General features: G+C 29.6%; 16 protein-coding genes, 1 tRNA gene and 1 pseudogene. 3 read left to right on the top strand and 15 right to left on the bottom strand.

All coding sequences use genetic code 11. From position 1 onward, the window contains the following. Positions 1-19 precede the first annotated feature (19 nt). Together SHK09_RS00090 and SHK09_RS00085 are read right to left on the bottom strand one after the other, a co-directional pair. The gene (locus SHK09_RS00090; protein WP_319808724.1) at positions 20-661 is read right to left on the bottom strand and encodes a polysaccharide deacetylase family protein; all 642 of its coding nucleotides are present in this window, start codon (positions 659-661) and stop codon (positions 20-22) included. 6 nt (positions 662-667) lie between these two features. Further along, positions 668-3775 carry a DUF2723 domain-containing protein gene (locus SHK09_RS00085; protein WP_319808723.1) on the bottom strand — a complete coding sequence of 1036 codons (3108 nt, stop codon included), beginning with the start codon at positions 3773-3775 and terminating at the stop codon, positions 668-670. 172 nt (positions 3776-3947) lie between these two features. On the opposite strand from SHK09_RS00085, the gene SHK09_RS00080 reads away from it, so the two are divergent. Next, positions 3948-4019 (top strand) — tRNA-Gln (locus SHK09_RS00080). Positions 4020-4520: 501 nt separating this feature from the next. On the opposite strand, the gene SHK09_RS00075 is transcribed toward SHK09_RS00080, so the two are convergent. The 12 genes and pseudogenes from SHK09_RS00075 to hsdR all read right to left on the bottom strand — a co-directional run bounded on the left by SHK09_RS00075 (position 4521) and on the right by hsdR (position 20321). Continuing rightward, positions 4521-5765 (bottom strand): 5-methylcytosine restriction system specificity protein McrC, encoded by a 1245-nt coding sequence (locus SHK09_RS00075; RefSeq protein ID WP_319808722.1) that lies wholly within the window; start codon positions 5763-5765, stop codon positions 4521-4523. Between the two features lie 2 nt (positions 5766-5767). Beyond that, the gene (locus tag SHK09_RS00070) at positions 5768-7996 is read right to left on the bottom strand and encodes an AAA family ATPase (protein WP_319808721.1); all 2229 of its coding nucleotides are present in this window, start codon (positions 7994-7996) and stop codon (positions 5768-5770) included. Positions 7997-8032: 36 nt separating this feature from the next. Further along, positions 8033-8425: a DUF6979 family protein gene (locus SHK09_RS00065; protein ID WP_319808720.1), complete on the bottom strand. Its 393-nt coding sequence runs from the start codon at positions 8423-8425 to the stop codon at positions 8033-8035. Between the two features lie 11 nt (positions 8426-8436). After that, positions 8437-9453, bottom strand: coding sequence for a PD-(D/E)XK nuclease family protein (locus SHK09_RS00060; RefSeq protein ID WP_319808719.1), 1017 nt, complete (start codon positions 9451-9453; stop codon positions 8437-8439). Positions 9454-9456: 3 nt separating this feature from the next. Then, positions 9457-10791: a hypothetical protein gene (locus SHK09_RS00055; RefSeq protein ID WP_319808718.1), complete on the bottom strand. Its 1335-nt coding sequence runs from the start codon at positions 10789-10791 to the stop codon at positions 9457-9459. Positions 10792-10827: 36 nt separating this feature from the next. Continuing rightward, a pseudogene (locus SHK09_RS00050) lies at positions 10828-11097 on the bottom strand (DUF6979 family protein); the annotation flags it as partial. Between the two features lie 91 nt (positions 11098-11188). Further along, a complete protein-coding gene (locus SHK09_RS00045; RefSeq protein WP_319808716.1) occupies positions 11189-12028 on the bottom strand; it encodes a GIY-YIG nuclease family protein in 840 nt (279 codons plus the stop codon). Between the two features lie 15 nt (positions 12029-12043). Then, positions 12044-12862, bottom strand: coding sequence for a hypothetical protein (locus tag SHK09_RS00040; RefSeq protein ID WP_319808715.1), 819 nt, complete (start codon positions 12860-12862; stop codon positions 12044-12046). After that, positions 12859-14781, bottom strand: a complete 1923-nt coding sequence (locus tag SHK09_RS00035; protein ID WP_319808714.1) for an AAA family ATPase — start codon at positions 14779-14781, stop codon at positions 12859-12861. Before SHK09_RS00035 ends, SHK09_RS00040 begins: the two co-directional genes overlap by 4 nt. An 8-nt stretch (positions 14782-14789) precedes the next feature. Next, entirely contained in the window at positions 14790-16520 is a 1731-nt protein-coding gene (locus SHK09_RS00030) for a restriction endonuclease subunit S (protein ID WP_319808713.1), read from the bottom strand. A 1-nt stretch (position 16521) separates the two neighbouring features. Beyond that, on the bottom strand, positions 16522-17952 hold the full coding sequence (locus SHK09_RS00025) for an N-6 DNA methylase (RefSeq protein WP_319808712.1): 1431 nt from the start codon (positions 17950-17952) through the stop codon (positions 16522-16524). Further along, the gene (hsdR, locus tag SHK09_RS00020) at positions 17952-20321 is read right to left on the bottom strand and encodes an EcoAI/FtnUII family type I restriction enzme subunit R (protein ID WP_319809330.1); all 2370 of its coding nucleotides are present in this window, start codon (positions 20319-20321) and stop codon (positions 17952-17954) included. The genes SHK09_RS00025 and hsdR overlap by 1 nt, the downstream gene beginning before the upstream one ends. Before the next feature lie 375 nt (positions 20322-20696). Between hsdR and SHK09_RS00015 the strand changes: the two genes are divergently transcribed. After that, complete coding sequence (locus SHK09_RS00015; RefSeq protein ID WP_319808711.1) at positions 20697-22034, top strand: amidohydrolase family protein; 1338 nt, start codon at positions 20697-20699, stop codon at positions 22032-22034. Positions 22035-22036: 2 nt separating this feature from the next. Then, positions 22037-22615 carry a hypothetical protein gene (locus SHK09_RS00010; RefSeq protein WP_319808710.1) on the top strand — a complete coding sequence of 193 codons (579 nt, stop codon included), beginning with the start codon at positions 22037-22039 and terminating at the stop codon, positions 22613-22615. A 109-nt stretch (positions 22616-22724) separates the two neighbouring features. Here the strand turns inward: SHK09_RS00010 and SHK09_RS00005 are convergent, their stop codons facing one another. Then, positions 22725-25661 carry a DNA polymerase III subunit alpha gene (locus SHK09_RS00005; protein WP_319808709.1) on the bottom strand — a complete coding sequence of 979 codons (2937 nt, stop codon included), beginning with the start codon at positions 25659-25661 and terminating at the stop codon, positions 22725-22727. Positions 25662-25811 lie beyond the last annotated feature (150 nt).

Raw genomic sequence — 25811 nt, 5'->3', positions numbered from 1 at the left:
AACTAATTATTTTTAGAATTTAAATAGCTTTAAAAACATAACCTTGTTTAGAAAACTCTTCTAAAATTTTAGGCAATACAAACGTTACTTTTTCTGCAGCCTTTACACTATCATGAAAAACAATAATACTTCCGTTTTTGGTGTTCTTTAAGACGTTCTGCAAACATTTTTCATTAGAAATTGTGGTGTCGAAATCTCCAGATAAAACAGACCACATAATTATTTTATAACCCTTTTTTATAACTTCTTCTGCTTGCTTGCCTTTAATTTTTCCGTAAGGTGGGCGAAATAGTTTTTGTTTCTGAGAGTTAAAATGGTGTTTTTTTAAAGTTTCTTCAACTTCTAAAACATTATCTAAATAACTATTGCTCTTTGTTTTCCAACCATTTAAATGATTCTGAGTGTGATTTCCAATCGAATGACCTTCTTTAAGAACTCTTTTAAAAATATCAGTATGGTTAGTAACATTTTTTCCAATACAAAAGAAGGTTGCCTTTGCATCGTATTCTTTTAATTTATTTAGAACAAAGTCTGTAATTTCAGTAGTTGGTCCATCATCAAAAGTGAGGTAAATCTCTTTTTTATCCAAAGAAAAACGCCAAACATATGTAGAGAAAAATCTCATGATAAAGTTTGGCGTTTTTGGTAAATATGCTCTCATATAAGCTTATTCTTCATCTGGTATTAAGTGCCCGAAAAGCTTAACAGTGTCCATAAATTCTGTTTGAATTTTAGAAACATAATTTTTGTCTTTACTACCTCTTTCTACTTGATCTATTAAGTTTTTAAACATATATAAAGAAGTATCTATTTCATCAAAAATAAGATCACTATCATTTTTATCAAAAGTACTTAACCAAGTTAACTTTTCTATAATTAAACGAGATAACGTGTTTGTAACTTGTGCTGCCTTTTCATCTTCACCTAAATTATAATACATTTCTGGGTACCCTAAAGACAAGCTATAATGGTCGAATTTTTCGATAGGTAATTTATCTAAAGATAAGTCTAAAACTTCTACAGCTTTTAAAGTGTCTCCTTCTTTTGCAAAAGCATCAGACAAGCGCATTAAACTATTTCTTAGAGAAATTGCATTTCTTTTTGTTTGTTCATCTAAATAGATTTTACCACTATTTATGTTTTTCCATTCTAATTTCTTAATGTTAGCGTACATTTTATTAGCATCTATTCTACCAATATCAAACAAGCTTACTTCTCGTTTTCTACCGCTTTCATCAATAAATTTAGCAGGTGTTTTTATAGGAACTAATTTAAAAGCTAAACCATCTAGTTGTAAATAATCTTTTAACCAAATATATTCTTCATCTGCGTTAGCGCCACCTGTAAAGTATATTGGTCGTTTCCAATCATTATTAGCTAAGATATCTAACATTAATATTCTATTTTTTGTAATTCCTCTATCATCTATAGTAATGTCTATAAAATCTAAAATTTTGTCTGCATCTTTTTGTGCAACAACACCGCTTTTTAAAACATTTTCTTTGTTTACAGGAATTCTAATTCTATTTGTTGGGTAGAATTTTTCTTTAATATTGTTCTCTTCATCAATATAATAAGTAGCATCACTGTCTGAAGAAATCCAACGCATTAAATCTTTAATCTCAATAACAGAATCTTTAAATCTTGGGTGTTCGATATGATATGCAATATCTAAACTACCATATTTATATTGATCGTGTGTTAATTGAGACGGAATAGGAGCTGATTTATAGGCTGCACGTTTCATTTGGTCTATGTACCAATCTGTGGCAAATAAACTTGTGTTTACTAGCTTTAAATCTGTTCTAATACCTTCTACTTCTTGCATGTACCAAAGCGGGAAAGTATCATTATCTCCAATGGTAAACATTATTGCGTTTTCATCGCAACTTTCTAAATAAGCCTGCGCATTTAAACGCGTTGTGTATCTGTTAGATCTATCATGATCGTCCCAGTTTTCTGAAGCCATTAAGGTAGGCACAGCTAATAGAGAAACAACAGAAACAACAATTGCAATTGTTTTTTTGTTCGCAAAATTCTTTAAATATTCATAAAGCGCTAAAACACCAAAACCAATCCAAATTGCAAAAATGTAGAAACTACCTACAACAGCATAATCTCTTTCTCTTGGTTCAAAAGGTTTAGGGTTTGTGTAAAATATAATTGCGAAACCAGTAAAGGCAAAGAATAAAAATAATGTAAAGAAATTTTCTTTGTCCCATTTAATCTGAAAAAATAACCCAATTAAACCCAATATTAATGGTAAAAAGTAATATCTATTACGTCCTTTATTTTCTAGAACTTGTGCAGGAAGTTGTTGTTGAGAACCTAATCTAGCCTCATCAATAAAGTCAATTCCACTAATCCAATTTCCATTAAAAAGATCTAACCTTCCTTGAATGTCATTTTGTCTTCCGGCAAAATTCCACATAAAATAACGCCCATACATGTAACCAAATTGGTAGCTCATCATAAACTTAACGTTTTCACCAAAAGTGGGTCTACGTTTACTGTTTTGTGGAATACCAGCAATATTTTTATACATTTTTTCTGAAGCTGGGTCTACCATTCTAGGTATAAAACCTTTGTGCTTATCAGAATAATTTGGTATTACATTTTTGTATTTATTTACAATAACGTATTTTCCATCTTTCTTTTCATACTTAGGTTTGTCGTCTTTAAATTCCTTATTTGCATCTTGTTCTCTTTCGAAAGAATTAGAATAATAAGTATCATAAAAAACGTTTGCATCTCCATATTGCTCACGATCATAATATGCTAAAAGTTCACGTGCACTAGAAGGGTTGTTTTCATTAATTGTAGTATTTGCATTGGCTCTAATTGGTAACATCATCCAAGAAGAGAAACCAATCATAATAAATAATACAGATAAGATTAATGTATTTGTATGTACTTTATTATTTTTTCTAGTGTATTTTAAACCGAAAAAGAATAGTGCTACTAAAACTATTGCAGCAATAATACTTCCAGAATTAAAAGGCAACCCAAAAGAATTGATAAAAAATAATTCTGATGCACTAAAGAATTTTAAAGTAAAAGGAAATAAAAATTTAAAAACAAACATTAAAGCTACAACAGATATAATAGTAGCAATTGCAGTTGTTTTTATATTTATGTTTTTGTAGGTCTTAAAAAAGTACAACATTACAATTGCAGGAATTACCAACAAAGAAAGTATGTGAACACCAAATGATAAACCAACTACAAAACTTATTAAAATTAACCATTTGTTACCTCTAGCGGTGTGTATTTCGCTTTCCCACTTTAAACCTAACCAAAATAATAAAGCCATTAAAAAAGAAGACATTGCATATACTTCGCCTTCTACAGCACTAAACCAGAAACTGTCTGAAAAAGTATAGGCTAAAGAACCAACAACACCACTTCCTAAGATGGCAATATAGCTTCCTTCTGTTATTTTACCAGCTTTTAAAGATAACTTCTCACCTAAGTTGGTAATTGTCCAAAACATAAATAAAATGGTAAATGCACTAGCTAAGGCAGACATAAAGTTTACCATTTTTGCAATCTCAGAATTTTCTGATGTAAACATTGCAAAAAATGCACCTAACATTTGAAACAAAGGCGCACCTGGTGGATGCCCAACTTCTAGTTTTACTGAAGTTGCAATATATTCTCCAACATCCCAAGCACTAACGGTTGGTTCTATGGTTAAAGAATAAGTTATTAGAGCAATTATAAACGTTAACCATCCTAAAATGATATTCCATTTTTTAAATTTTGCTATTTTCATAAGAATTACAGAATAATGTGTGGGCGAATTTAACAATAATTATGATTATACAGCTTGTTAACTGCTTAATTACAGAGATATTTCCTCATAAAACTTTGTTAAATGAAAAAATTATTAAAAAAAGTTTGTAGGATTCAAAGAAAAGTCTAAATTTGCACCCGCATTAGAGTATTGGCCTATGGTGTAATTGGTAACACACCGGTTTTTGGTACCGACATTCAAGGTTCGAGTCCTTGTAGGCCAACTTTCAAACCTCGTAATCATTTGATTACGAGGTTTTTGCATTTTATATGTTTTTTCTGTGTCGGTATTTGTGTCGGTAATATCTGATGTACTCTTCAATTTTTTTACTTTTAAACTTTCTTTTATTTGTAGTTTCTTTTAAAGAAAATTTTATTTAATGGAAAATCCATTAGAAATAATTGGCCTAAGATTAGTTTGCATAGAGGAATTACTTGAAGATTTAATACAAGTTAAATCTATTTCTAAAATTAATTATACTGAAATATTAACAGTGAATGAGTTACTAGAATATTTAAGTATTTGAAACCATATATTCATAAATTAACTAGAACAAACTTAATTCCTCATTCTAAAAAAGGAAATAAATTATATTTTACTAAAGGTAAAATTGCAAATTGGGTTTTAAAAATAAAGTTTTAAAGCATGAAGAAATTAAAAAGTGAAGTAGATTACCTACGTTCTAAAGCAATAGGGTAGGTAAGGTGATTAAAAAAAAGAGATCCTATATTTCCAGTAATTTTAATATATCTATTCCAACATTTTCTTTCAATTGATGGTTTTCATCTAAAACAGAAACAAATCCCATTTTACACTGATGATCCATTTCTTTAGGTTCTTCAGTTCTATGGATTGAATAATCATCCGTTTGGTACGATTTAAATTTATTTTCAGAAGTTTCTCCCGGATATAATAAAACGGCTCTCTGGGCGTCCCAAAAACGGCAATAGGTGTACATTTGACGTAAATCACTTACAGAAGCGGAACTTTTTAAAGGTCGTTTCCATTTGGTATCTATAATGTAGGTTTGATTTCCTTTTCTTAAAACTATATCGGGTCTTAAACTATTTGCTCCCCAAAATGATTTAGATTCTTGTCCTGAAACTTTAATACTTGTTCCTTCACAAGCTTTCTGTAGTTGTTTTAATATATATTCTTCCCAAAGTTGATTCATGTCAAACAATAAAGACAACATTTTTTCTTTTCCGCTTGCAATATCTGGAGAGTAATTTAGAATAATTAACCGTGCTAAATCTAAGGCAGGTTTATAGCTATTCGATTTTCTGTTTAATATAATGGTGTTTAACTGTTTTGCAGTAATGGTTTTAGTATCTAATTCAGGAAAACTTAACAGAACTCTATTTGTTGTGTCTTGCAATCTTGTACCAGTTGTAAATTGACTCACAATAGTTAAGGCTTTGTACAATACTTGATGTAGAAAATGATTGCTATCATACACTTGATGCGTGGTGTAAAAACGTTCCTTATGAACGATATTATGTCTTATATTTCCTGAAAACTCTAATTTTCCTTTTAGTGCTTTTGTGTTTTTAGTTTGTTTTCTATATTGTTTAATTACCCCTTTTCTAACTAAACTTTCTACTTCTTTTAAATAGAGCTCAAAATAGATTTCTAATAAATTAAGATGTTGTCTTTTTACATTTGCATCTCCAGAAGAGTCTGCTTTAATTTTACCACAAGCTTTCAGCATTTTTAATAAAACACCTTTCCACTTGTAATCTTCATCATCTTTATCAGCTTTTGGATTAATTTCTATAATTAAACCATCAACCTGAATAACACCAACATATTGATTAAATCGAATCCCTTTTGCAATAGGTTCAAAATAATTACCATCATGGTATTCATTTAGTTTTAAAAGCGCATCTAAATGCGTTTGTTTAAAACCTTGTGTACCGATGTATAGTTTTTGGTATTCGAAAACGGATATTATATGCTGTTTTATCAATGCTATTCAGAAATTTCTTTTTTACCTAACAACTCTAAAACGGCATCAATAACCGTATTTTTATCAACTTGATTTAATTCGTAACTAGCAATTTTAAAATCGTTCGCACTGTCATATTTAAAATTAGCAAAATCAATAGTATCATTTTTCTTTATTTCAACAAAACCATTGCCAAGTACCAACCCAATTTTCCCATAATCTCCATAAAAATATTCTTGTAACAAAGGCACAATCTTGTTGTTAAAAGCGTTAGCTAATTTTTCTAACGTATTTACATTTACAAAGTAGGAGTGACCAATGGTATGATCTCTATCGATTAATAATTCTATACGTTGATTTATAGTTTTTAAAACCTCTGAAAGTTCTATACCTTCCACTTCTTTATTTTCAATAACAGCATAATCTGGCATCATTTCTTTAAACTCAAAACGACGACGTAAAGCAGTGTCTAAAGCCTCTACACTTCTGTCTGCGGTATTCATAGTTCCATAAATGTCAATATTAGATGGAACGCTGAATGCTGTTTTGGAGTAAGGGAGTTTAATGCTTATTTCGTTTTTAGTACCCTGGCGTTTGTCTAATTCTATTAATGTAATGAGTTCCCCAAAAATAGCAGAAACATTTCCTCTATTTATTTCGTCTATAAAAATAGCATACCTATTGTTAGGGTCATTTTTTGCTTTTAAACATAATTTTTTAAAAACACCGTCTTCAATTTTATATCCTAAATCTTTCGATTCTTCTCCTTCTTCTGGTGAAATTGGTTTAATTCCTTCAATAAAATCTTCATAAGCAAAAGATTGATGAAAAGTAACAAAGTCGTAGTTTATGATTACTTTTTCTGGGTTTAATTCAAAGTCATTTACATCTTTTAAAACATCATAAATTTCAGGGCTTTGTTCTTTTACTTCATCCGCTAACAACTGCCAAGTTTTCTCATTTGTTTTATCAAAAATTAAAGGGTTCTGACGTTGTTTGTAGGCTACATTTTCCGATTCTAGAATCGTGTGCATTTGCAACGTTCCCCATAAAGTTGCTCTCACATTTTTAGATTCAGATAATGCTGCTTTTTTTGCAACCCATCTATTTTCTAAAATGTCGTTTACTTTTGCGGTACCAATTTCTATAAGTGCTAAAGTAATCACTTGCCACCAAGTTAAATTGGTTACCACTTCTTCAAAGTATTTTTCTTTGGTTATTGCATTTTCTTTTAAGGTATATTTATCAAATAATTGATCTTTTAAATAAAAAGTTTTTCCTGTTCCGGGTGGACCATATAGGATCTGGTTTATAGATATAGAACTCGTAGTGGAAATTTTAGATTTAAAATTATCTAATTTAAGTTTAAAAAAAGACTTAAAGTTTGAGTGTCCTTTACCTCGATGTTCATAATGTGTTTTTCTATCGTAATAATAGCGACCAACTTTTGATAGTGCTAAATAATCATTTTCAATGAATACCTCTATGTCATTATCTTTGATATAACCTTCTAAATATTTTTCTAAATTTTCTGAATAAATTTCAACAGTACTTTCTGCATAATTTGAATCTTCTAAATAAGTGATAAATTCTTCTTTCAAACTATCAATAATATTTAATTCCATTGAGTTTTTGTTTTTTAAATCACTATATTTTTCTAACCTAACTGCAAGTTTAGCTTTCATAGTATCAAATTCTTCCTTAGAAATTCTATGAGCTTCAAAAGTTGAATTTACTTTCTTTTCTTCTTTAATTTGATTATTTATAATAGGAATCAGTTGAGATAAATCTTCATTAATATCTTTTAGCATATCTTCTAAATTGGTATATGCTTCTTGTTTTGATTTAGTTCTAATAGTATACATCTTATTGTTAGCATCACTAATATATTTAGCGCTAACACTATCTGATATCGCTTTAGTTGCTGATTTTATTAAGTTTAAAGCAGATGTATTTTGTGCATCATGGGGTGAGTTTGTTTGCGATAACCTAAAATCATAACTATATCTTAAATAATCAGCAGATAATTTAAATACCAAACCTATACAATCACCAGAAGAACCAGGAAACCCTACTGGTAATGTCCAAAAGGTTACTGCGAAATAACGAGATTTTTCTGTACCAATAAAGTAGTCTAATTCGGCTCCTTTAGAACCATTTTGTCTCAAAGAAAAGGTGAAACTAGAATCTTGTTTATTCTTATTGTTTAACCAATCATAAACTTGTTTTTCGTACTCTTTATAGGTAATCATAATCGTATTTTCTTGTTTTTTATACCATTCAACTTCTTACTTCTCAATTAACCCCTCATCCCAAAGCGCCAAAACAACATCCATTTGAGAATTATGTGTTTTATTTCCTAAATCTAGATTTACTTTAACTTTAATCCATAACTCCTTTCTGGAAAGATTAGGGTATTCTTTTAGTGTTTTTACAGCATTAATAGCATATTGTTTATTGAAATTAGGTTTTGCTCTTTTAAAATACAAACCCACTTCAATGCCTTTAACGCAACCAGCTTCACACAAACCTAAAAACGCATTTCTAGGACATGGTTTATCCTGAGAATCCTTACTCTTAAAAAGCTCTTTAACTGCTTTTCCCCATACTTCAATAGCATTTTCACCTTCTTTAGCAGCCTTTATTGCAGCTAAACCGTAATTATTATAATTTTTATCCATGAAAGAATGTGCTAAAATTTTAAATCCCAGTTTAAATCTTTATTGTTGTCAATAAAAGTTCTCATTTTAATAAAACTATCTTCAAACCATTGTCTTATTTCTTGATCCGAATTTTCTCTATCTATAAAATGAAATAGCTTTTTGCTATTTCTTAGTGACAATCCAAATTGATCTATTTCACTTGATTCAAATAGACCTGAAGCTTTCCCTCTTTTGGCAATTTCTTCGCATTTAGGGTGGTTTTTATGCACCCAAATTTGAGTTTGTAACTTTACTAATTCAAAATGTATGCAATATAAAATTTCGGAATTAAATGATTTATCTTTAAGAGGTTTTACTATTAAGCGAGCAACTCTATCATGCTCTCTTAATTTTGATATTTTTTCTTGCTTTTCAATTTTTGCATTTGGGAACTGTTTTTTAAAAGGAGCTATAGCTTCTTTAATGTGAAAGTCCATTGACTCGTAAGTCTTTAAGAAATGCTTTAGTGTTATTGCTGTATTTGTTGATATTGATGTATCCATTGCCATTTGTTGTTCTTTTAAAAAAATTAAGTAATTATTCGCCATAACATTACTTTTATGGTTTTTTTCTAACCATTTACCTATATGAAACCATCTAAATTGCGTGAAATTATGTTTTATATTTTTTTTAAGATCTACACGTTTTGTACAATATTTTAAATATGTTTTTTTAGTTGGATCTATTTGTTTTATTCCATCTAAAACTAAACTGTAGCGTGTTAGTTGTTCCCAACCTTCTTTTGAATTTACCTTGTTTTCAATGAAACAAATATTAGTTTCACTTTCTAAAACCATATCTACAATACAGTTCGGGTAATTTGGTAAGTGATGCTTTTCTTGTGTCTTAACGTTATAATTTCCTTCAGGTAATTTTAAAAATTCAATAAAAGATTTTAAAATATCAGGGTAAAACTCTAATATACCTTTAAAGCACTCCGTGTTGTAATCTTCTAGTGGGGTTTTTTTACTATTACCTCTATATAATTTATATAAACTGTTGAACATATTTTATTCTACTTCAAAAATTATATTTTGATTTTTCACCATTTTAGTCATTCTACTATCTTGTTTTTTAAAAAACAAATTGAAACGCAATTTAGAGATAAAACTGTTTGGAACATACTCATTAATAGCTACCATAAATTCTTTATGATTTTCTACCCTTTTGTTAACATTTTCATTATACCTTTTTCTTAATAATTTTTCCTTTGATTTTGAAATATTTCTCATGGATTTGATTACAAAAGTTCCATTTCTAAATTCTCCATAAAATAAATTGATATTCTCAAATAAAATATCCAAAAGTAAGTTTGTTTGCAACTGCTCATAGGTTTTAAAAATTTTCTTAAACACAGATATTTTTTTTTCTTCTAATGCTCTAATTGCAAGATTTTTTAAAATTGGCTCTACATCTTTTATAAATGTATGATAAGAAAGTATATAATTGGAATAAGCAATACAGATTTGTTGAAAGGATGGTTTACTAATTGCTGTTAAAACAATTTCTGTATTTTCATTTTTTTTATAAGCTTTAAAATAATCTTTTTCAGCATCTTCATAATTCTGATAACCTTTTAAACTAGGGACTTGATTTTTAGAAACTTCAATTAAAAAATACCTGCTTTTTTTTCGTAGATTCTCCCACTGTTGCCTAACTTTTCTATTATTATTTCTAAACAATTTACTTAAATCTGTTATGAAGTTATATTTCTTTAAGATCCCATAAACTAAATCAGCCTCCTTGTCAGAAAGCTCTTTATCACTAGACATTAAAGAATGAAATTCGGAAAACTCAGGATTTGAATCATAGCCCAATTCTTTCAATCTAGTATCATAAAGCAAATCGGTAATTTCTACTAAAGTAGACCAATTGTGATGTGAGCTACTTCTAATTTGAATTTCAATTCTTTTACCAGTTTCTTTGTCCTTAATATAGATGTGAATACTTCTATATCCAATTTTTTTTGGGTTTTCAATATAGTCTCTAATTGACCCACTTTGTTCAAATTGCTCTTGGATTAATTCTAATGCTTTATATACTTCTTTATCGTTTTCTAGTATCAAACGTATTCCTGCTATGTCTCCCATCCTGAAAAGATTCATACTAGGTTCTCGTATGGCTTTATTAATAATGGTACTAATCCTTTTTAATCTAAATGCAACTATACCAGATTGTCTCACATTATTTTTAATAGTAATTATTCTATTAAAAGAATCTGTTAATGGTTTTGAAAAAGAGGTTCTAAACTCTTGTAATAAAGCTAAATCCTTGGAATTAATCTTACCTTCCAATTCTACAATTCTAGTACCTAACCTTTTTATATCTCCTCCTGAATATTTCATATTATTACCATAAGATTATCGATGCAATATTTTGATTTATTTCACAATCAAACCATTCTCCCAAAGTGCCAAAACAACATCCATTTGAGAATTATGTCTTTTATCTGCTAGTTCTAATTGACCCCATAATTCTTTTGTTGAAAATGTTGTTTCTGTATTCTGTTTTAAAATAGCCATAGCTTTTAAAGCATATTCTTTATTTTTAACAGACTTTGTGTAATCTCCTTTAGGTATTCCTTTCACCAAACACTCTTCACATAAACCCAAAAAAGCATTTTTTGGACAACTTTTTTTTCTGAGAACTTGTTGAGACGATAAAAGCCTTTTTTACTTCATTACCTTTTGCTTTGGCAATATTTATGGCTACTTCTCCATATTTATTATAATTCGTCATCATTTATTTCCGCTTTAACTCATCCAAGGTTTTTCCATCTTTATCTTTCCATTTAGTCCAACCATTTGTATTACGACCTAAAATAGTAGCTGCTGCTGCACTTGGAGAATTAAATATGTAATCTTGTTGAAACTCATAAACCTCGTTATTTTCCTTTAAAATCAGATCGTCTATTAAGCGCCTGCGTAAAACACCAATCCATTTGGTAATACTATTCGTTTCTTCAATACTAGAAGTACTTCCTTTATATACTAAAAAACCATCGTCTGTTAACTCTCCTTTAGCTAAAGCTCCTTTACCTTGACAATAAAACAATTCTTTATTAGACTTTGCTTTTCGTTTATCTTCAAAAATGGGATATCCTAAAGTAGCTAATAGTATTTTGGCAGTATCAAAATTATCTAATAAATCATATTCTCTACTTTCTGAAATTGATGGTTTCTTAGACCCTGTATCATTATCAATAACATAACGACCAATTTCTTTTGCCTTATCTAAACAATAATGTTCTAAATATTTACCATCTGTTTTTGTGTACTCATCTGTTTTTGTAGATACAATTACACAATGTGTCCAGAAGTCTTTTTTACGGTTGTGAGATTGTATCCGGGTAAAACAATCTTCGCCTTCTCCGATATATACTTTAGGTTTTGCGCCATCTACTGTATTACCAAACAAAAAGTACACTCCTGTAAAATGAACCATTTCACGCTTAACTACTTCTTGCATTTTATTTCTAGGAAACAAAATGGCTTTTACTAATCTATTTGTTATTTCTGCTTCGCGAATACTCGTTGGAGAACCATCTGGTAAAAATATTTGTATGGTTTGTGGTTTAGACATTGTTTTCTTTTTTAACTAAAAATAAATATTACTATTAAGCATTGCTTTAACAAGTACTACCTTCCAATTATTTACACCATCCCTTTTCTCTATTGTTGAATAGTGATTATTAATAAAATTACGTAGCTCTTTATCATCATTAAATGATTCACGTGCGCTTGAAATTAATATCTCTAATTCCGAAATAACTTCATCAGAATCTTCCCTAAAACGTTGGAGTAAATTCAACCTACTATAATGACTCTCTATAACTTTAAAAAGGTTTAAATCTATTTTAGATACATTTTTTAATTCAAATGTAAATTCTGTCTTCGATACCACATTTACAAACAAATATTGCGAATTAGGTATAACATCAGAATAAAGGTTTAAAAACAATAAGTTTTGATCACCTTTCCATTTCTCTTTCTTTTTTGAATTGCAAGTTGAACAACAAGGAACTAAATTAATTGGATTAACTGAAAATTCTGGAAATTCATCTTTAGGGACATAATGGTCTAAAGAGGCAACTTTTTCTATTGTGCAATTAGGACAGGTATTTATCCTTTGATTAAATTCATTTGTTGTCAACTCTTTTTTAAGCTCAATTATAGACTTTCTTTGTGAAGAATATAATTTTAAAAGATTTACTTTATCCTCAGCATCAAAACCGTGAGCTGAAATAGTAAACAAATTATAATTATCAAACCTATCCTTATAGTCAATATATGTTTTAGTTATTGAAAGTTCGTTTTTTAATAAGTTATCTTTAACCTCTCCTTTATTCAAACTATAATTAATTAAATCTTTATGAAAAGTAAGAGCATCTTTTTGATAACACTTTATGTTTTTCATATTAACTTACTTTTAATGTAGATTTTAGCATTTAAACTTAAAGGGAGATTATCATTTTCAAGTTTTTCTAATATAATTTCGTAATTATAATACCTTTCAATCAACTTATCAAGTATCACTTTGTACTGTTTATTTATCTCACTGTTAGAAAAAATATCTTCAGTTAATACCGTTAAATTCTCTCCAAAACTTTCAACTCCAATTTTTCTTAAAAAAGGAATATTATTTTCTTTCTCCATAACATATACGTTCTTGCCAAAAATGTTTTGAATTATAATAGGAGAATGTGTAGTAATTAAACAATAAGAGTCAAATGACTCTACTAATTCATAAATAGAACTGATGAGTTGAGAAATAGCATTTGGGTGTAAATGTGTTTCTGGCTCATCAAATAATATTAAGGAGTCATATCTAATATTAGCTATTATTTTGGTCATTATTTCTAACATAATGCTTTGCCCTGAACTTAATTTATCGACAATTTGAACCAAATTAGCTTCATTTATCTCAATACCTTGATCATTACCATAACCAGATAAAAATTCATTTATAATAAAAGCATCGTCTAAAACATCTTTATCAATAAACTTTGATAATACATCTTGCCATTTCTCAACCCTTTTATGATATGTTATTTTTTTACAAGCTTCAATAAGTTTTTGATTCTTCTCTGTCTTTGAAGGAAGAGTTTTATCATCATTCAACAAGCCACAAAATACATAGTTAAAATCTATTTTTTCATTTGGCTTTTTAAAACTATCAAACACACTGTAAGAAACAGCAATAATTTTACTAAATATTGGTTTATGAGGTTTAAAAGCGTTGTCTTTAGATTCAGATATATCTACGGGTAAATTTGTTATTAATTGAGTCTTTCCAGCCCCATTTTTACCAATTATGGCAAAAATTCTATCCGAAAACTCTAAAGTGTCGTTAAACTCTAAATCAATTTCTACAGGAGTTGATGCATAGTTAGGTGTAAATGTGTAACTGAAATTGTATTTATACTCAAGACTTATTCCTTGTAAAATTAACCTAATATTTCTTGAAAGCTGTTCTGACTCATCTCCTCTTGTTAAAGAATCCCGATATATAGCGTTAGAAGAAAACTTATCATTTATTTCTACAAAATAGGCAGCATCCTTTAAAGCAAATAAAACACTTGTTAATCTATTACTAAATATCCTTTGAAGGTTTTCGTAGTATTCTTGCTCCTGTCCTAACGAACAGAAGGAATCGTCTAAAGTTGTAAATTGTTTTTCAATTACTTCTCTTGTTTTATCGCTTTCTCCATTTGTTATTTTTACGTTTCCAATTTTTTCAACTTCTTGGGAATTTATGTAGTAAAATAATCTAAACGTAGTTTCACTTCCAAAATCATCCCAATCATTTGTTTGTAAATAAAAATAAGGGTATTCATTTATATGATGACCTACTACAAAAGGTGTTGAATTTTCTAATATATCAATCTTATCATTTTTCTTACTTTCCCTTAAAATGTAAATAGGTAAACCTTCTTCATAATCAGAAATAGCTAAAGTATAATTAACACTTGCTAATTCAACATTTATAAGCGCTACGAATAATTCTATTTCCTGTAAATCATTCCTAAAATCTGGATGAACTACAGTTTCTAGAAACTTTGTGAAATCTTCATCATTTTCTAATAAATTGAATCTATCTAAAAATGTATATTCAAAAGACCAATCATCATTGTTAATTAGATGTTGAACAGCATCATCGTAAGCATTAGTCCATCTTGTATCGTCAGGTGAAGGTAGCCCTTTTAAATCCCAAATATTATTTAGAAATTTCACAATCCCATTATATTCGTCATCATCTATTGCGTTAAAAGCATTAAGTTGTTTATTTAATTCTCTGAAAAGTTTAGACTTTAACTCTTGCGTATATTTTATCATTATCAATCCTAAATATCAGATTTATCTCCCTCAAAAACCTCCCTCAAAACACTCTGCATTAACATCTCAATATGTTCTTGGCTTTGTTGTACTTCTTGCTCTAAAGCATCACATAAACCCATTAAAGCATTTACTTTTTCTACAATAGCTTTTTGTTCTTCTAGTGGTGGAACACCAACCACAAAATTTTTAATACTTTTTTGGGTGATACTAGCTTGATTAGCTGTTCCTTGAGCTTCCTCAATTAAATATTTCTTGAATGTTCCCGAATTTATACAAGTGTATAAATACATAGGCTCAAGTCCTTCATAAAATCTAATTCTAACAGCGTTCTGATTCAACAAAGAATTATCAAACATTTTATTAATGATAAAAGACCTCCCTACAGCTGATTTAGGAGCTGAAAACCAGCTCCCAACGGTAGTCATAACAACATCATTTTTCAGAAGTATATATTGTTTTAAATCTTCTAAACGTATGGTATCAATATAAACAGAGTTATTAGTATGATTATCTGTTAAGTTTTTGATTTTTGTAATCATCAAACCTTGATCTTTATAATTAACAGATTTAAATGCATAACCTTTTTGATATTGAGCAAGTTCTCCAAACCTACACCAAACCCAACCCTCAGGTAACTCATAAGGAATTTCATCTTCCGTGATTTTTGGTAATGCTTTTTCCTTCTTTATTTTTTTATCTTTGATGAGTTGCGCTTTCTCTTTTTGTATGCGTTTTAAGAGTTGGCTAGCATCTTCAGTATCAGGATTATTTGCACGCCAATCTGCTGTGAGTTTCCCTTGTACAGCTAATTGTAAAACCGTTTCTCGTAACTTTTTAATGTTGGTGGTTTCATTAAAGAAACTTTTAAAATGGTCTTGTAAAAAAGTCCATTCTTGGTTAGCGTTATTGGTAGTGAGTTGTTGTAATGCTGATGTTACAAAATCTTCTTTTAATCCAATACGTGCTGCCGTTAATTGCTCTAATTGTTCTACTTCTTTAAAAAGGGTTTCTACTACTTTTACGATTTCTTTTTGTTCTTCTAGTGTTGGAAGTGGGATTGGTAAAGCTTCCCATTTTCCTTTATTGATAATTGGAGTAGCAGAACCTGATGATTTGTCTAAAACATTTTTTTGAAAAAAAGGCGATTGACAAACTGTTTTTATATAAAAAGGTGGGATTAATATTGGTGTTAAAGTATTTATTTGCTGATTACAACTAACATCAATTTCATTAATATTACACTTTCCTATGCTTCCTCCAATACAAACCATCATTAAAGAATCTTTTGGAATTAATCTTCCAACCGAAATTCCTAATTCCGATAATCCTTCAATTGGATATTTCATTGACTGATTTGAAATATCAGCAGGTCCTATAAATGGAATAAAATCTCCATAATTCTCAGGATTCTTTTTTGGAGGTGTACTTCCTGTTTGTGTATAACCTGATTCTCCAACTCTGCACCAAGCCCAAGATCTAGGGATTAAATAAGGGATTTCATCTTTAGTTATTTTAAGTAAAGGCTTTTCCTTTCTTATTTTCTTCTCCTTAACAAGTTGTTCCTTTTCCTTTTGTATTCTTTTTAATAATTCCGAAGCAGGTTCAATATCTTTATTTTGTTTTCTCCAATTCGCAGTCAATTTCCCTTGTATTGCCAATTGTAAAATCAATCCTTTTAATTCTTTCGCATTTTTAGGACGAATGGTTAGTTCTTTAAAGTGTTGTAGTAGTTGCATATTACTTTAAAGCTTCCGTTAATACATTAATAATCTCGTCTTGTATGCTAGAAATTTTTTGTTCCGTAGTTCTAAATTTTTCTAAAATAACTTCAGGACTTTCTAAGTTATCTACTTCTTGGTGTGGGTTTTTAATATCTAGATTGTAATTACGTTTTTTAATATCTTCAATAGATACTTTCCAAGCGTATTCATTTTCTACACGTTTATTCCACCATTTTTTTTCTACATCAAACTCTTTAATATTAATCGGTTTGGTTTTGTTATAGCTTACTGCTCCTTTTGGGTATTGGTGCTCGTAATACCAAACTTCTTTAGTTGGTGTTCCTTTTTCAAAAAACAACAAGTTGGTTTTAATACTGGTGTATGGGTTAAAAACGCCATTTGGTAAACGTACAATGGTATGTAGGTTACATTTGTCTAACAACTCTTCTTTTAGGCGTGTTTTCATTCCTTCGCCAAACAAAGTACCATCTGGTAATACAATTGCACAACGCCCTTTATCTTTTAAGAGCTTAATAATTAAGGCTAAAAATAAATCGGCTGTTTCTTTGGTTCTAAACTTTTTAGGGAAGTTGGTTTCGGTACCATCTTCTTCTACACCACCAAAAGGCGGATTAGAGAGTATAATATCTAACTTATCTTTGGCTCCCCAATCTGCATAGGGTTTGCTTAGTAAATTATCTCTACGAACTACTGGTAAATCGAAACCGTGTAACATTAAATTGGTAGTACACAGTAAATGCGGCAATGGTTTTTTCTCTATACCACGTATCGATTTTTGTAATACGTCTCTTTGGGTATAATCTTTTACTTGGTTTCTAACATGGTCTATAGTACAAGTTAAAAAACCACCTGTACCACAAGCAGGATCTAATACGCTTTCGCCCAATTGCGGATTAATAATATCTACCATAAACTGCGTTACGGCTCTTGGTGTGTAATACTCACCTGAAGAACCTGCAGATTGCAGGTCTTTTAATATGGTTTCGTACAAATCGTTAAATACGTGACTTTCTTTAGAGTCGTTAAAATCTATTTGGTTAATCACGTTGATGACTTGACGAAAGAGTGTTCCGTTTTTCATGAAGTTATACGTATCATCAAATACCGAACGAATAATTTTAGCTTGTGGACTTAATGTAATATCTAATTCTTTTAATGCAGGAAAGAGTTCGTTTTCTATAAACTCCATTAAAGCATCGCCTGTTAAGCCTTCATCATCTGCTGCCCAATTTTGCCATTTTAAGTGTTCAGGAATTGGCGATTGGTAACCATTAATTGTAATTTCCCATTCTTCTTCTTTATCGGCAAAAATCTTCATAAAAAGCATCCACACCATTTGTGAGATACGTTGTGCATCTCCATCTACTCCTGTGTCTTTACGCATAATATCGCGTATGCCTTTTATGTTTGTTGTTATGTTACTCATTAAGCTATATTATATATTTCGTTTTCTAATTCTTTTACTGCTTGGTCAAAATCTTTCTTTTTCCCAAAAGCTCTCACTAATTCTACAGGAGACCCCATTTGGCTTAAAGGTTGTACTTTTAATACAGATCCTTGTTCTATGGATGTAATGCCTTCTTTTTCGTATTTATCTAATAAACTGTACAATACTCTTTGAGCAGTTGCACTGTATTTTGCAAAATAGTTTCGTTTGCGCACGTTGTTAGCACGTTCTTTTCTTGTTAATGGTGGTTGATCATAAGCTATGTGACATATTAAATCGAAATCATCTAAATCTAAACCAACATCTTCACGCAATGCTTCTAATAAGACACCATGTTCTGCCAACTCTTTTATGAGTTCTTCTTTCTTTTCGGAGTCATTCCATTTTTGAATAAAATCATCCAATGATGAAAACTCTTTTTCAATATTTTTTTTAGAGTAATCTTTTAATGATTCTGTAATTAGTTTTCCATCTTTTCCGTAATACTGAACACGTTCATGAACTACAGTTACAGGTATTTGGTTGACGTAATATTTTGCCACACCATCTGTGGTGTCATCTATATCAATATCTGGAGTTGTCGGTCTAAAATCCTCAGGATCTATTGATTTTCCATTATCTGGTTTTGTTGTATCTTCCCCTTCTGGTGGTATTACAGGTTCATCAGGTAGTGGTTCATAAATTTGAACAGGATCACCATCAAAATCTGGTCTTGCAAAAATATTTGTTGCTTTTCTAAAATCCATAATCGTGAAAAACACTTTACCTTCTGCTTCTCTAATTCTAGTACCACGACCAATAATTTGTTTAAACTCTGTAACCGATTGAATATTGGATTCTAAAACAATAAACTTAACCATTTTAGTATCTATACCTGTAGTTAGCATTTTTGACGTTGTTGCTATTACAGGAAAACGTTCTTCAACGTCTGTAAAATTATCTAATTCTTGCTTTCCAACTTCATCATCACCAGTAATTTTTACACAATAGTTCCAATGTTTAGCAACTAAGTCTGCATTTTCATTTATCAACGCTTGTCGCATTCTATTAGCATGATCTATATCTACACAAAACACAATGGTTTTTGCATAACGGTCTGTAGCTTTAAGATATTCTGTGATTTTTTTTGCTACAATTTCTGTACGTTCATCAATCGCTAATTTTCTATCGTAATCTTTTAAATTGTATATACGGTCTTCTACTTCATTTCCATATTTATCAATTAAACCTGCAGTAGGTCTCCAACCTTCATCTACACTAGTTGTAATTCGTACTACTTTATAAGGTGCTAAAAAGCCATCTTCAATACCTTGTTTTAAAGAGTAATTATAAACAGGATCTCCAAAATAATCCATATTAGAAACATCTTTAGTTTCTTTTGGAGTTGCTGTTAAACCAATTTGTGTTGCAGAATCAAAATAGGTTAATACATCTCTCCATGCTGAAGCTTCTGCTGCACTTCCTCGATGACATTCATCAATTACTATTAAATCGAAAAAGTCTGGGCTAAATTCTTTGTATGCGTTTTTATCTTCGTCTGTACTTGTTAGACCCTGATACAATGCGAAGTATATTTGATAGGATTTATCAATCTTTCGGTTTTTAATAATATGCATGATATCATTTCCGAAAGGGGAGAAATCTCCGTTTTTTGTTTGTGTTAGTAGAGCGTTTCTATCTGCAAGAAATAAGATACGTTTTTTAACTCCTGTTTTCCATAAACGCCAAATAATATTAAATGCAGTATAGGTTTTCCCTGTTCCTGTTGCCATGACCAAGATAATCTTGTTTTGACCTTTAGCTACAGCTTCTAACGTTCTATTCACTGCGTTTTGTTGGTAATACCTTGGCGTCATTCCGCTATCATCAGCGTAATAGTCTTTTTCTACAATGGCTTTAGCTTCTGGAGTTTCAATTTCAGTATGCTTTAAGTATTTCTGCCATAATGTTTCAGGCGAAGGAAAGTTGTCTAAAGTTAATTCCTTTTCTAATTCACCTGATGTATTTGTTTTATCATGAAAAACAAAAGAATCTCCATTGGAAGTAAATATAAATGGGATTTGTAAAATTTCTGAGTATTCTAACGCTTGTTGCATTCCATGTCCGACTGCTTTTTTATTGTCTTTTGCTTCAATAATTGCAATAGGAATGTTTGATTTATAATAAAGAATATAATCTGCTCGTTTGTTTTTTCCTCTTGTATATAGTTTACCTTGAACGATAATTCGTCCATCAGTAAAAGAGACTTCTTCACGCACTTGAGTTCTCATATTCCAACCTGCTTTTTGAATAGCAGGATTAATAAACTTGGTACAAATATCTCTTTCGCTTAAATCTTTTTTATTCATACATGATAGCAATTTCTTTTCAAGCCCTAAAGTAAGCAAACGAACCGATATAGAATTATGGAAATCCATAATTGTAAATCTTAAACGCTATTTTCTCTAAATCAAAGTTGGTTGAGTAAAACTCAATTGATTTGTAGTAAAATTATCGTCCGTTTTTGAACTAAAAGGCATTCTTAATTTTTTTTATTGTTTAGTTTGTTTAAAATGTTAGTACTCATAATTTTTATCTACTTCTCTTCAAGGTTTTATTCTTATTTAAAGTCCTTAATTCATTTGCAAAAAAAAAATAATAACAATAAAAAATTTGCTATTACTAAATATACCTATTCATAGGTATATATGATAGAACTATAATTATTAGTTTTACAAATAAAGATGAGCTTCGATAAAAATAAAACAATAGATATTCACACCCATGTATTTAATTTAAAATATTTACCTATCTGGGGTGTATTAAATTCAAGAGGTGTAGGTGAAAATACATCAAAACTTATAGAGTTTCTTCTTTTAAAAATTACAGGAGAATCTTTTGATGAAGAGGTTCAGATAAATAAAAATTATAAATATTTAAGTACGCCCAATTTAGAAGTTTTTTTTGATAGTGAAGATGAAGATTTAATTGAAGAAATAACATACTATGCAGAATCGAATGATGAAATAAGGGATAGTGAACTATTAGAAAAAGCAATTCAAGAGTATGGAAAAGAAATAAATAATGACAAACAGTTAAGAAAAATTTTAAATAATGAAGAACCTTCAATGTTTAAACCTATTAGATGGTTAATAAATAAAGCGCTTAAAGGTTTTGCCTATTTACGTTGGTTTATTTTTATGACTAAACGAGAGTCTAAAACATATGAGAGTTTAAGGTATTATTATCCTAATGTAAATAAATTTGTGTTCCACATGCTTGACACCGAATTTTACTTTCCAGGTAAAGGTGATTTCTCTTCAAAACCACATCTAAAAATTGAAGAACAAATGAATAACATGCTTAGGTTGATGGAACAAAACCCTAATAAATTAGTTGGGTTCTTTGGGTACAATCCTGAAAGAGAAAACAGGATGGCGCTAGTAAAAGAAGCAATTCGTAAAGGATTTACAGGTATAAAATTTTATCCCCCTTTAGGATATAATCCAATTCAAAGTGAAGACTTATTTGAATATTGTGAAGAAAAAGGTATTCCTATTTTTACCCACTGTACACCAACAGGATTTGAAGCTTACAAAGGAGCTGGGGAAAATGCAAATCCAAAAAATTGGGAGGTTATTTTAAAAAAGTTTAAAAAGTTAAAATTATGTTTAGGTCATGCTGGAGGTGTAAATGGTTGGTTCGATAAAATAGTTAACAATGATAATGCTTTACCAGAAAGCTCTTATGCCAAAAAGGTAGTAGAACTTTGTCAAGATTATGAAAATGTATATACAGAAGTTGGTTTTTTAGATCACATAGAAAGTAAAAGTGAGGTAAATAATTTTGTTAAACGTTTAGTAAGCATTTTTAATACTATTGATAAACCTTTTGATTTTAAGAAAAAGATCATGTATGGTAGTGACTTCCATGTATTAATGAATCACAAAGGAAACCTTTACAAAAACTATTCAAAAGAATTTACGAAGATATTAGATAGACAAGAATTCAAAAATTTTAAAACGATTAAAGAAGATTTTTTTTACAATAACGCAGAGAAATTTTTAAATAAACAAAATTAAATATGGAAAATAGAGAAATTATAAAAGCTTTTAGACAAGGTGGAACTGGAAATTGTGTATCAATTGCAATTATTAAGGCAAGTGTAGAAATTTTTGGCCTCGAAAATGTTTTCCAAACAAGTTGGGTTGATAATAGATGTAATATTTTAATGAGAGATGGGTTTGAATTATCTATTAGTAAAGAAGAGATACAAGCCGGAATTGACAATTCTAGATTTATTCAACTTGAAAGTAAAGAGATTTTTGATTTTGCAAACATTGCATTTACCGCTATGGCAAAAAGAGCTCAAATGGAAGATAATGACAACCAAGAAAACATGTCTTTTGAGGAAGCAATTGAATCTTTAAATAAAGGAGAATTTTATTTAGAAGGACCACATTGGCTAGGTTTAAGACATCATATTAGAAGTTCAGGAAGACGGTATGTTTGGCAATATAAAGGTATAATTGGAGCTTCACGTGCTCATTGTTTTTATGTATCCAAAGGCTTAGAGGATAATTATGGTAAAGTTGATAGAATTAAAATTCATGAAAAGAGGTTTTGTAAATGGTTTAGGATAGATTCAAAACCAGCGTTCTAAAATAACTTTAAATATCATACAGTATAAAAGTTAAGTTTTGCCTGCAAATTCTTTAATTTATAAAATCATAAAGTAATAATTATTACTTTATGGTTTTTAAAAATATAATCTAACTTCTTGGATCACCAGCAATACTCATTTTTTTAGATTGAATTATGTTCATACTACAAAAACCATATCTATTGGTAATTTTACCATAACAACCATAAATTCCCATTCCGTTTATTGGGTATTGATGCATAACATCTGTAAAGTGAACAGCATCAAAATAATTACCTTCTCTATCAATAAAAGTGCTAAGCCGCATAAGTTTACCCTGTGAGGTTTTATTATATCTAGTGTTTACGAGTAAACCATAAATCAATACTTTTTTGTCGGCATACTTAATCATTTCTTTGGCTTTTACACTTGGTAAATATGGCTCTACAACCAACTTAAAATAATCTTTAATTGTAAAACCCAACAACTCCATTTCATCATATACTTTTTCCAACCAATGTGATTCTAATTTTGGAAGTTCAAACCTAACCTGTTCAGTTTGAAAGAGTACTTTTTGTTTTGATTTTTGTTTTGTGGCTTTCAGTTTAAAAATAGCTTGCCATAACAACTGTTTTTTAGTTTTATTTGTGAATTTAAAAGCATCTATTCTAATCAAAATAGTAAGTTGTTCAATACTAATTACAACACGATCTATAAAGTTCTCTAATGAAGTAAAGTTTCCATTTAATTGTCTTTCAGTTAATAGTCTTTGAATAGTTAAATGTTCTAGACTTTTTAAATATCCAAAACCTAAATAAATAGTCTTATCAATAACAATATTTGGATGATTACTTTTATTTATACATGGTAATTCTACAATTGCGCCTTGCATTTTTGCTTCATGAATATAATGTTCAACAGAATAAAAACCTCCTCCATTATTTAAAACTGCTACCATAAATTCAATAGGATAATAACATTTTAAAAACAAACTTTGGTAACTTTCTACTGCATAAGAAGCTGAGTGCCCTTTTGCAAAAGCATAACCCGCAAAACTTTTAATTTGATTCCAAACTTCAAAAATTAAATTATCCTTATATCCTTTTTTTCTACAATTATTTATAAACTTATCTTCTACTGCTTTAAACTCTGATAAAGATCTGTATTTCCCACTCATTCCACGTCGCAAAACATCGGCTTCTCCTAAAGTTAAACCTGCAAATTTATTGGCAACTTTCATTACATCTTCTTGATACACCATTACACCATAAGTCTCTGGCATAATTTCTAATAATATAGGATTAGCTTCTTTTCGCTTTTCTGGATAACGATGTCTTTTAATATACTCCTCCTTCATTCCTGATCCAGAAACACCAGGTCTAATAATAGAACTTGCAGCCACTAAACCTAAATAATCTTGTGTTTGTAATTTCTGCATCAAACCTCGCATTGCAGGAGATTCTACATAATAAGCTCCTATTGCACCACCAGATTTTAATAAGTGATTTATCTTTTTATCCTTTTTAAACTTCTCTACATCTGTAATATCTATAGGAGGATCATTTGGTCTATTTATTTTTATAATTTCTAACGCTTCTTTGATTTTTGCCAAACCACGTTGTCCTAAAATATCAAACTTAAAAACACCAACATCATCTGCAATATTCATATCAAATTGAACAGTTGGAAAACCTTTTGGAGGTAAACTTGTTGCTGAATAGTAATGAATAGGTTTGTCTAAAATTAAAATCCCAGCAGAATGTACACTTACATAGTTAGGAAAACCTTCAATTAGTTTACCATACTTTAAAACTAACTTTGAAATACTGTCTATTTCTTGTTGTTGATAAACTATTGCATTGCCTATTTCAGCTTGTTGCTGCTTTGTTGCTAAGTTGTTGTTGTTCTGTTGCAAGCCATTTTTTGCTATTACAGATGGAGTTGCAATACTCTTTTTATGCTTTATTCCTTTACTTAATTTATCAATTTCATCTTTTGGTAAACCGAAAATTTTTCCCAACTCTCTTATTACAGCTTTATATTTAAATCTATTATACGTTGCTAATAATGCTGTATTTTTAAAACGTCTAAAAATATACTTGGTAACATCGTCTCTATCTTTCCAAGAAAAATCAATATCAAAATCTGGTGGAGAAGCTCTAAAAGGGTTAATAAACCTTTCAAAATATAAATCTAATTCAATAGGATCTACATCTGTAATTCCTAAAATATAAGCAACAATACTATTTGCACCAGAACCTCTTCCCACATGAAAATAATTTTTGCTCTTAGCGTAACTAATAATATCATAATTGATTAAAAAAAAAGAAACGAATTTTAATTCAATAATAACTTTTAATTCCTTTTGAAGCCTATCATTTACACCTTTTGTTATATTTTTATAACGTTTATTGATCTTTGCATTGCAAAGTTCTAATAATGTATCACAATCCTCCTTAAAACTGTTGCCATACAATTGCTTATTTTGATTTTCTCTTTCAATATCAAAACCAAAATTCACGTTACATTGTTGCAATAATGCTTTTGTATTTGCAATTATAAAGGGAAACTCTTTATAATGTTGTTGCAATATTGTTGCTGAATACATTTTATCTGTAGGTAAGCATTGTTCTGTAACCGGTAATTTACTTAACAGCAAATTGTTACCTATTGCACGCAATAATCTATGTGCATTAAAATCACTTTTATTACGAATGGTAACCTGTTGTTGTATTACAAGTTTATGTTCATACTTTTTTAAATATGAAAAACGAAGTTTATTAATTTCAGCAACAGAAACACCAACGAATTCATTTTCTCTAAATATCTTTAAATTTAATTCTAATACTTTTTCAAAAGGGTATATTATAAAAACATCTTCTAAAAATTCTGGCTGATCTGGAATCTGTGTTTTAGTTTCTAAAAAATGAGAAAGGTATTTGTTGATATTTTCGAAACCTTTGTTACTTTTTGCAAGAGCAACAAACTGCTGTGAATTTCCATTTCTAAAATCTACACCGACAACTGGTTTTATATGATGCTTTTTAGCTTGTTGAATAAAATTCATACAAGCTGAAGTATTATTAATATCTGTAATGTATTATACTGATATAGGTTGACCTTTTTTTAGGTTAATTTATACCGTTCAAACTTTTTTTTTAGTCGTTTAGAAGGCAAAAAATATTTTGAACTAGTTTTGTTTTTAAATTGTTAGTTC

This window comes from Polaribacter sp. PL03, from assembly GCF_033875165.1.
GTDB lineage: Bacteria > Bacteroidota > Bacteroidia > Flavobacteriales > Flavobacteriaceae > Polaribacter.
Note: the sequence above shows the minus strand (reverse complement) of the source record. Positions and strands in the feature narration are given on the sequence as shown.

What these genes read in the sequence shown, in the direction of transcription:
- SHK09_RS00060 (WP_319808719.1), bottom strand. Translation starts at nt 9,453, where the DNA reads ATGTTCAACAGTTTATATAAATTATATAGAGGTAATAGTAAAAAAACC.
- SHK09_RS00015 (WP_319808711.1), top strand. Translation starts at nt 20,697, where the DNA reads ATGAGCTTCGATAAAAATAAAACAATAGATATTCACACCCATGTATTT.
- SHK09_RS00005 (WP_319808709.1), bottom strand. Translation starts at nt 25,661, where the DNA reads ATGAATTTTATTCAACAAGCTAAAAAGCATCATATAAAACCAGTTGTC.
- SHK09_RS00090 (WP_319808724.1), bottom strand. Translation starts at nt 661, where the DNA reads ATGAGAGCATATTTACCAAAAACGCCAAACTTTATCATGAGATTTTTC.
- SHK09_RS00035 (WP_319808714.1), bottom strand. Translation starts at nt 14,781, where the DNA reads ATGATAAAATATACGCAAGAGTTAAAGTCTAAACTTTTCAGAGAATTA.
- hsdR (WP_319809330.1), bottom strand. Translation starts at nt 20,321, where the DNA reads ATGAATAAAAAAGATTTAAGCGAAAGAGATATTTGTACCAAGTTTATT.
- SHK09_RS00030 (WP_319808713.1), bottom strand. Translation starts at nt 16,520, where the DNA reads ATGCAACTACTACAACACTTTAAAGAACTAACCATTCGTCCTAAAAAT.
- SHK09_RS00070 (WP_319808721.1), bottom strand. Translation starts at nt 7,996, where the DNA reads ATGATTACCTATAAAGAGTACGAAAAACAAGTTTATGATTGGTTAAAC.
- SHK09_RS00045 (WP_319808716.1), bottom strand. Translation starts at nt 12,028, where the DNA reads ATGTCTAAACCACAAACCATACAAATATTTTTACCAGATGGTTCTCCA.
- SHK09_RS00055 (WP_319808718.1), bottom strand. Translation starts at nt 10,791, where the DNA reads ATGAAATATTCAGGAGGAGATATAAAAAGGTTAGGTACTAGAATTGTA.
- SHK09_RS00010 (WP_319808710.1), top strand. Translation starts at nt 22,037, where the DNA reads ATGGAAAATAGAGAAATTATAAAAGCTTTTAGACAAGGTGGAACTGGA.
- SHK09_RS00025 (WP_319808712.1), bottom strand. Translation starts at nt 17,952, where the DNA reads ATGAGTAACATAACAACAAACATAAAAGGCATACGCGATATTATGCGT.
- SHK09_RS00040 (WP_319808715.1), bottom strand. Translation starts at nt 12,862, where the DNA reads ATGAAAAACATAAAGTGTTATCAAAAAGATGCTCTTACTTTTCATAAA.
- SHK09_RS00085 (WP_319808723.1), bottom strand. Translation starts at nt 3,775, where the DNA reads ATGAAAATAGCAAAATTTAAAAAATGGAATATCATTTTAGGATGGTTA.
- SHK09_RS00065 (WP_319808720.1), bottom strand. Translation starts at nt 8,425, where the DNA reads ATGGATAAAAATTATAATAATTACGGTTTAGCTGCAATAAAGGCTGCT.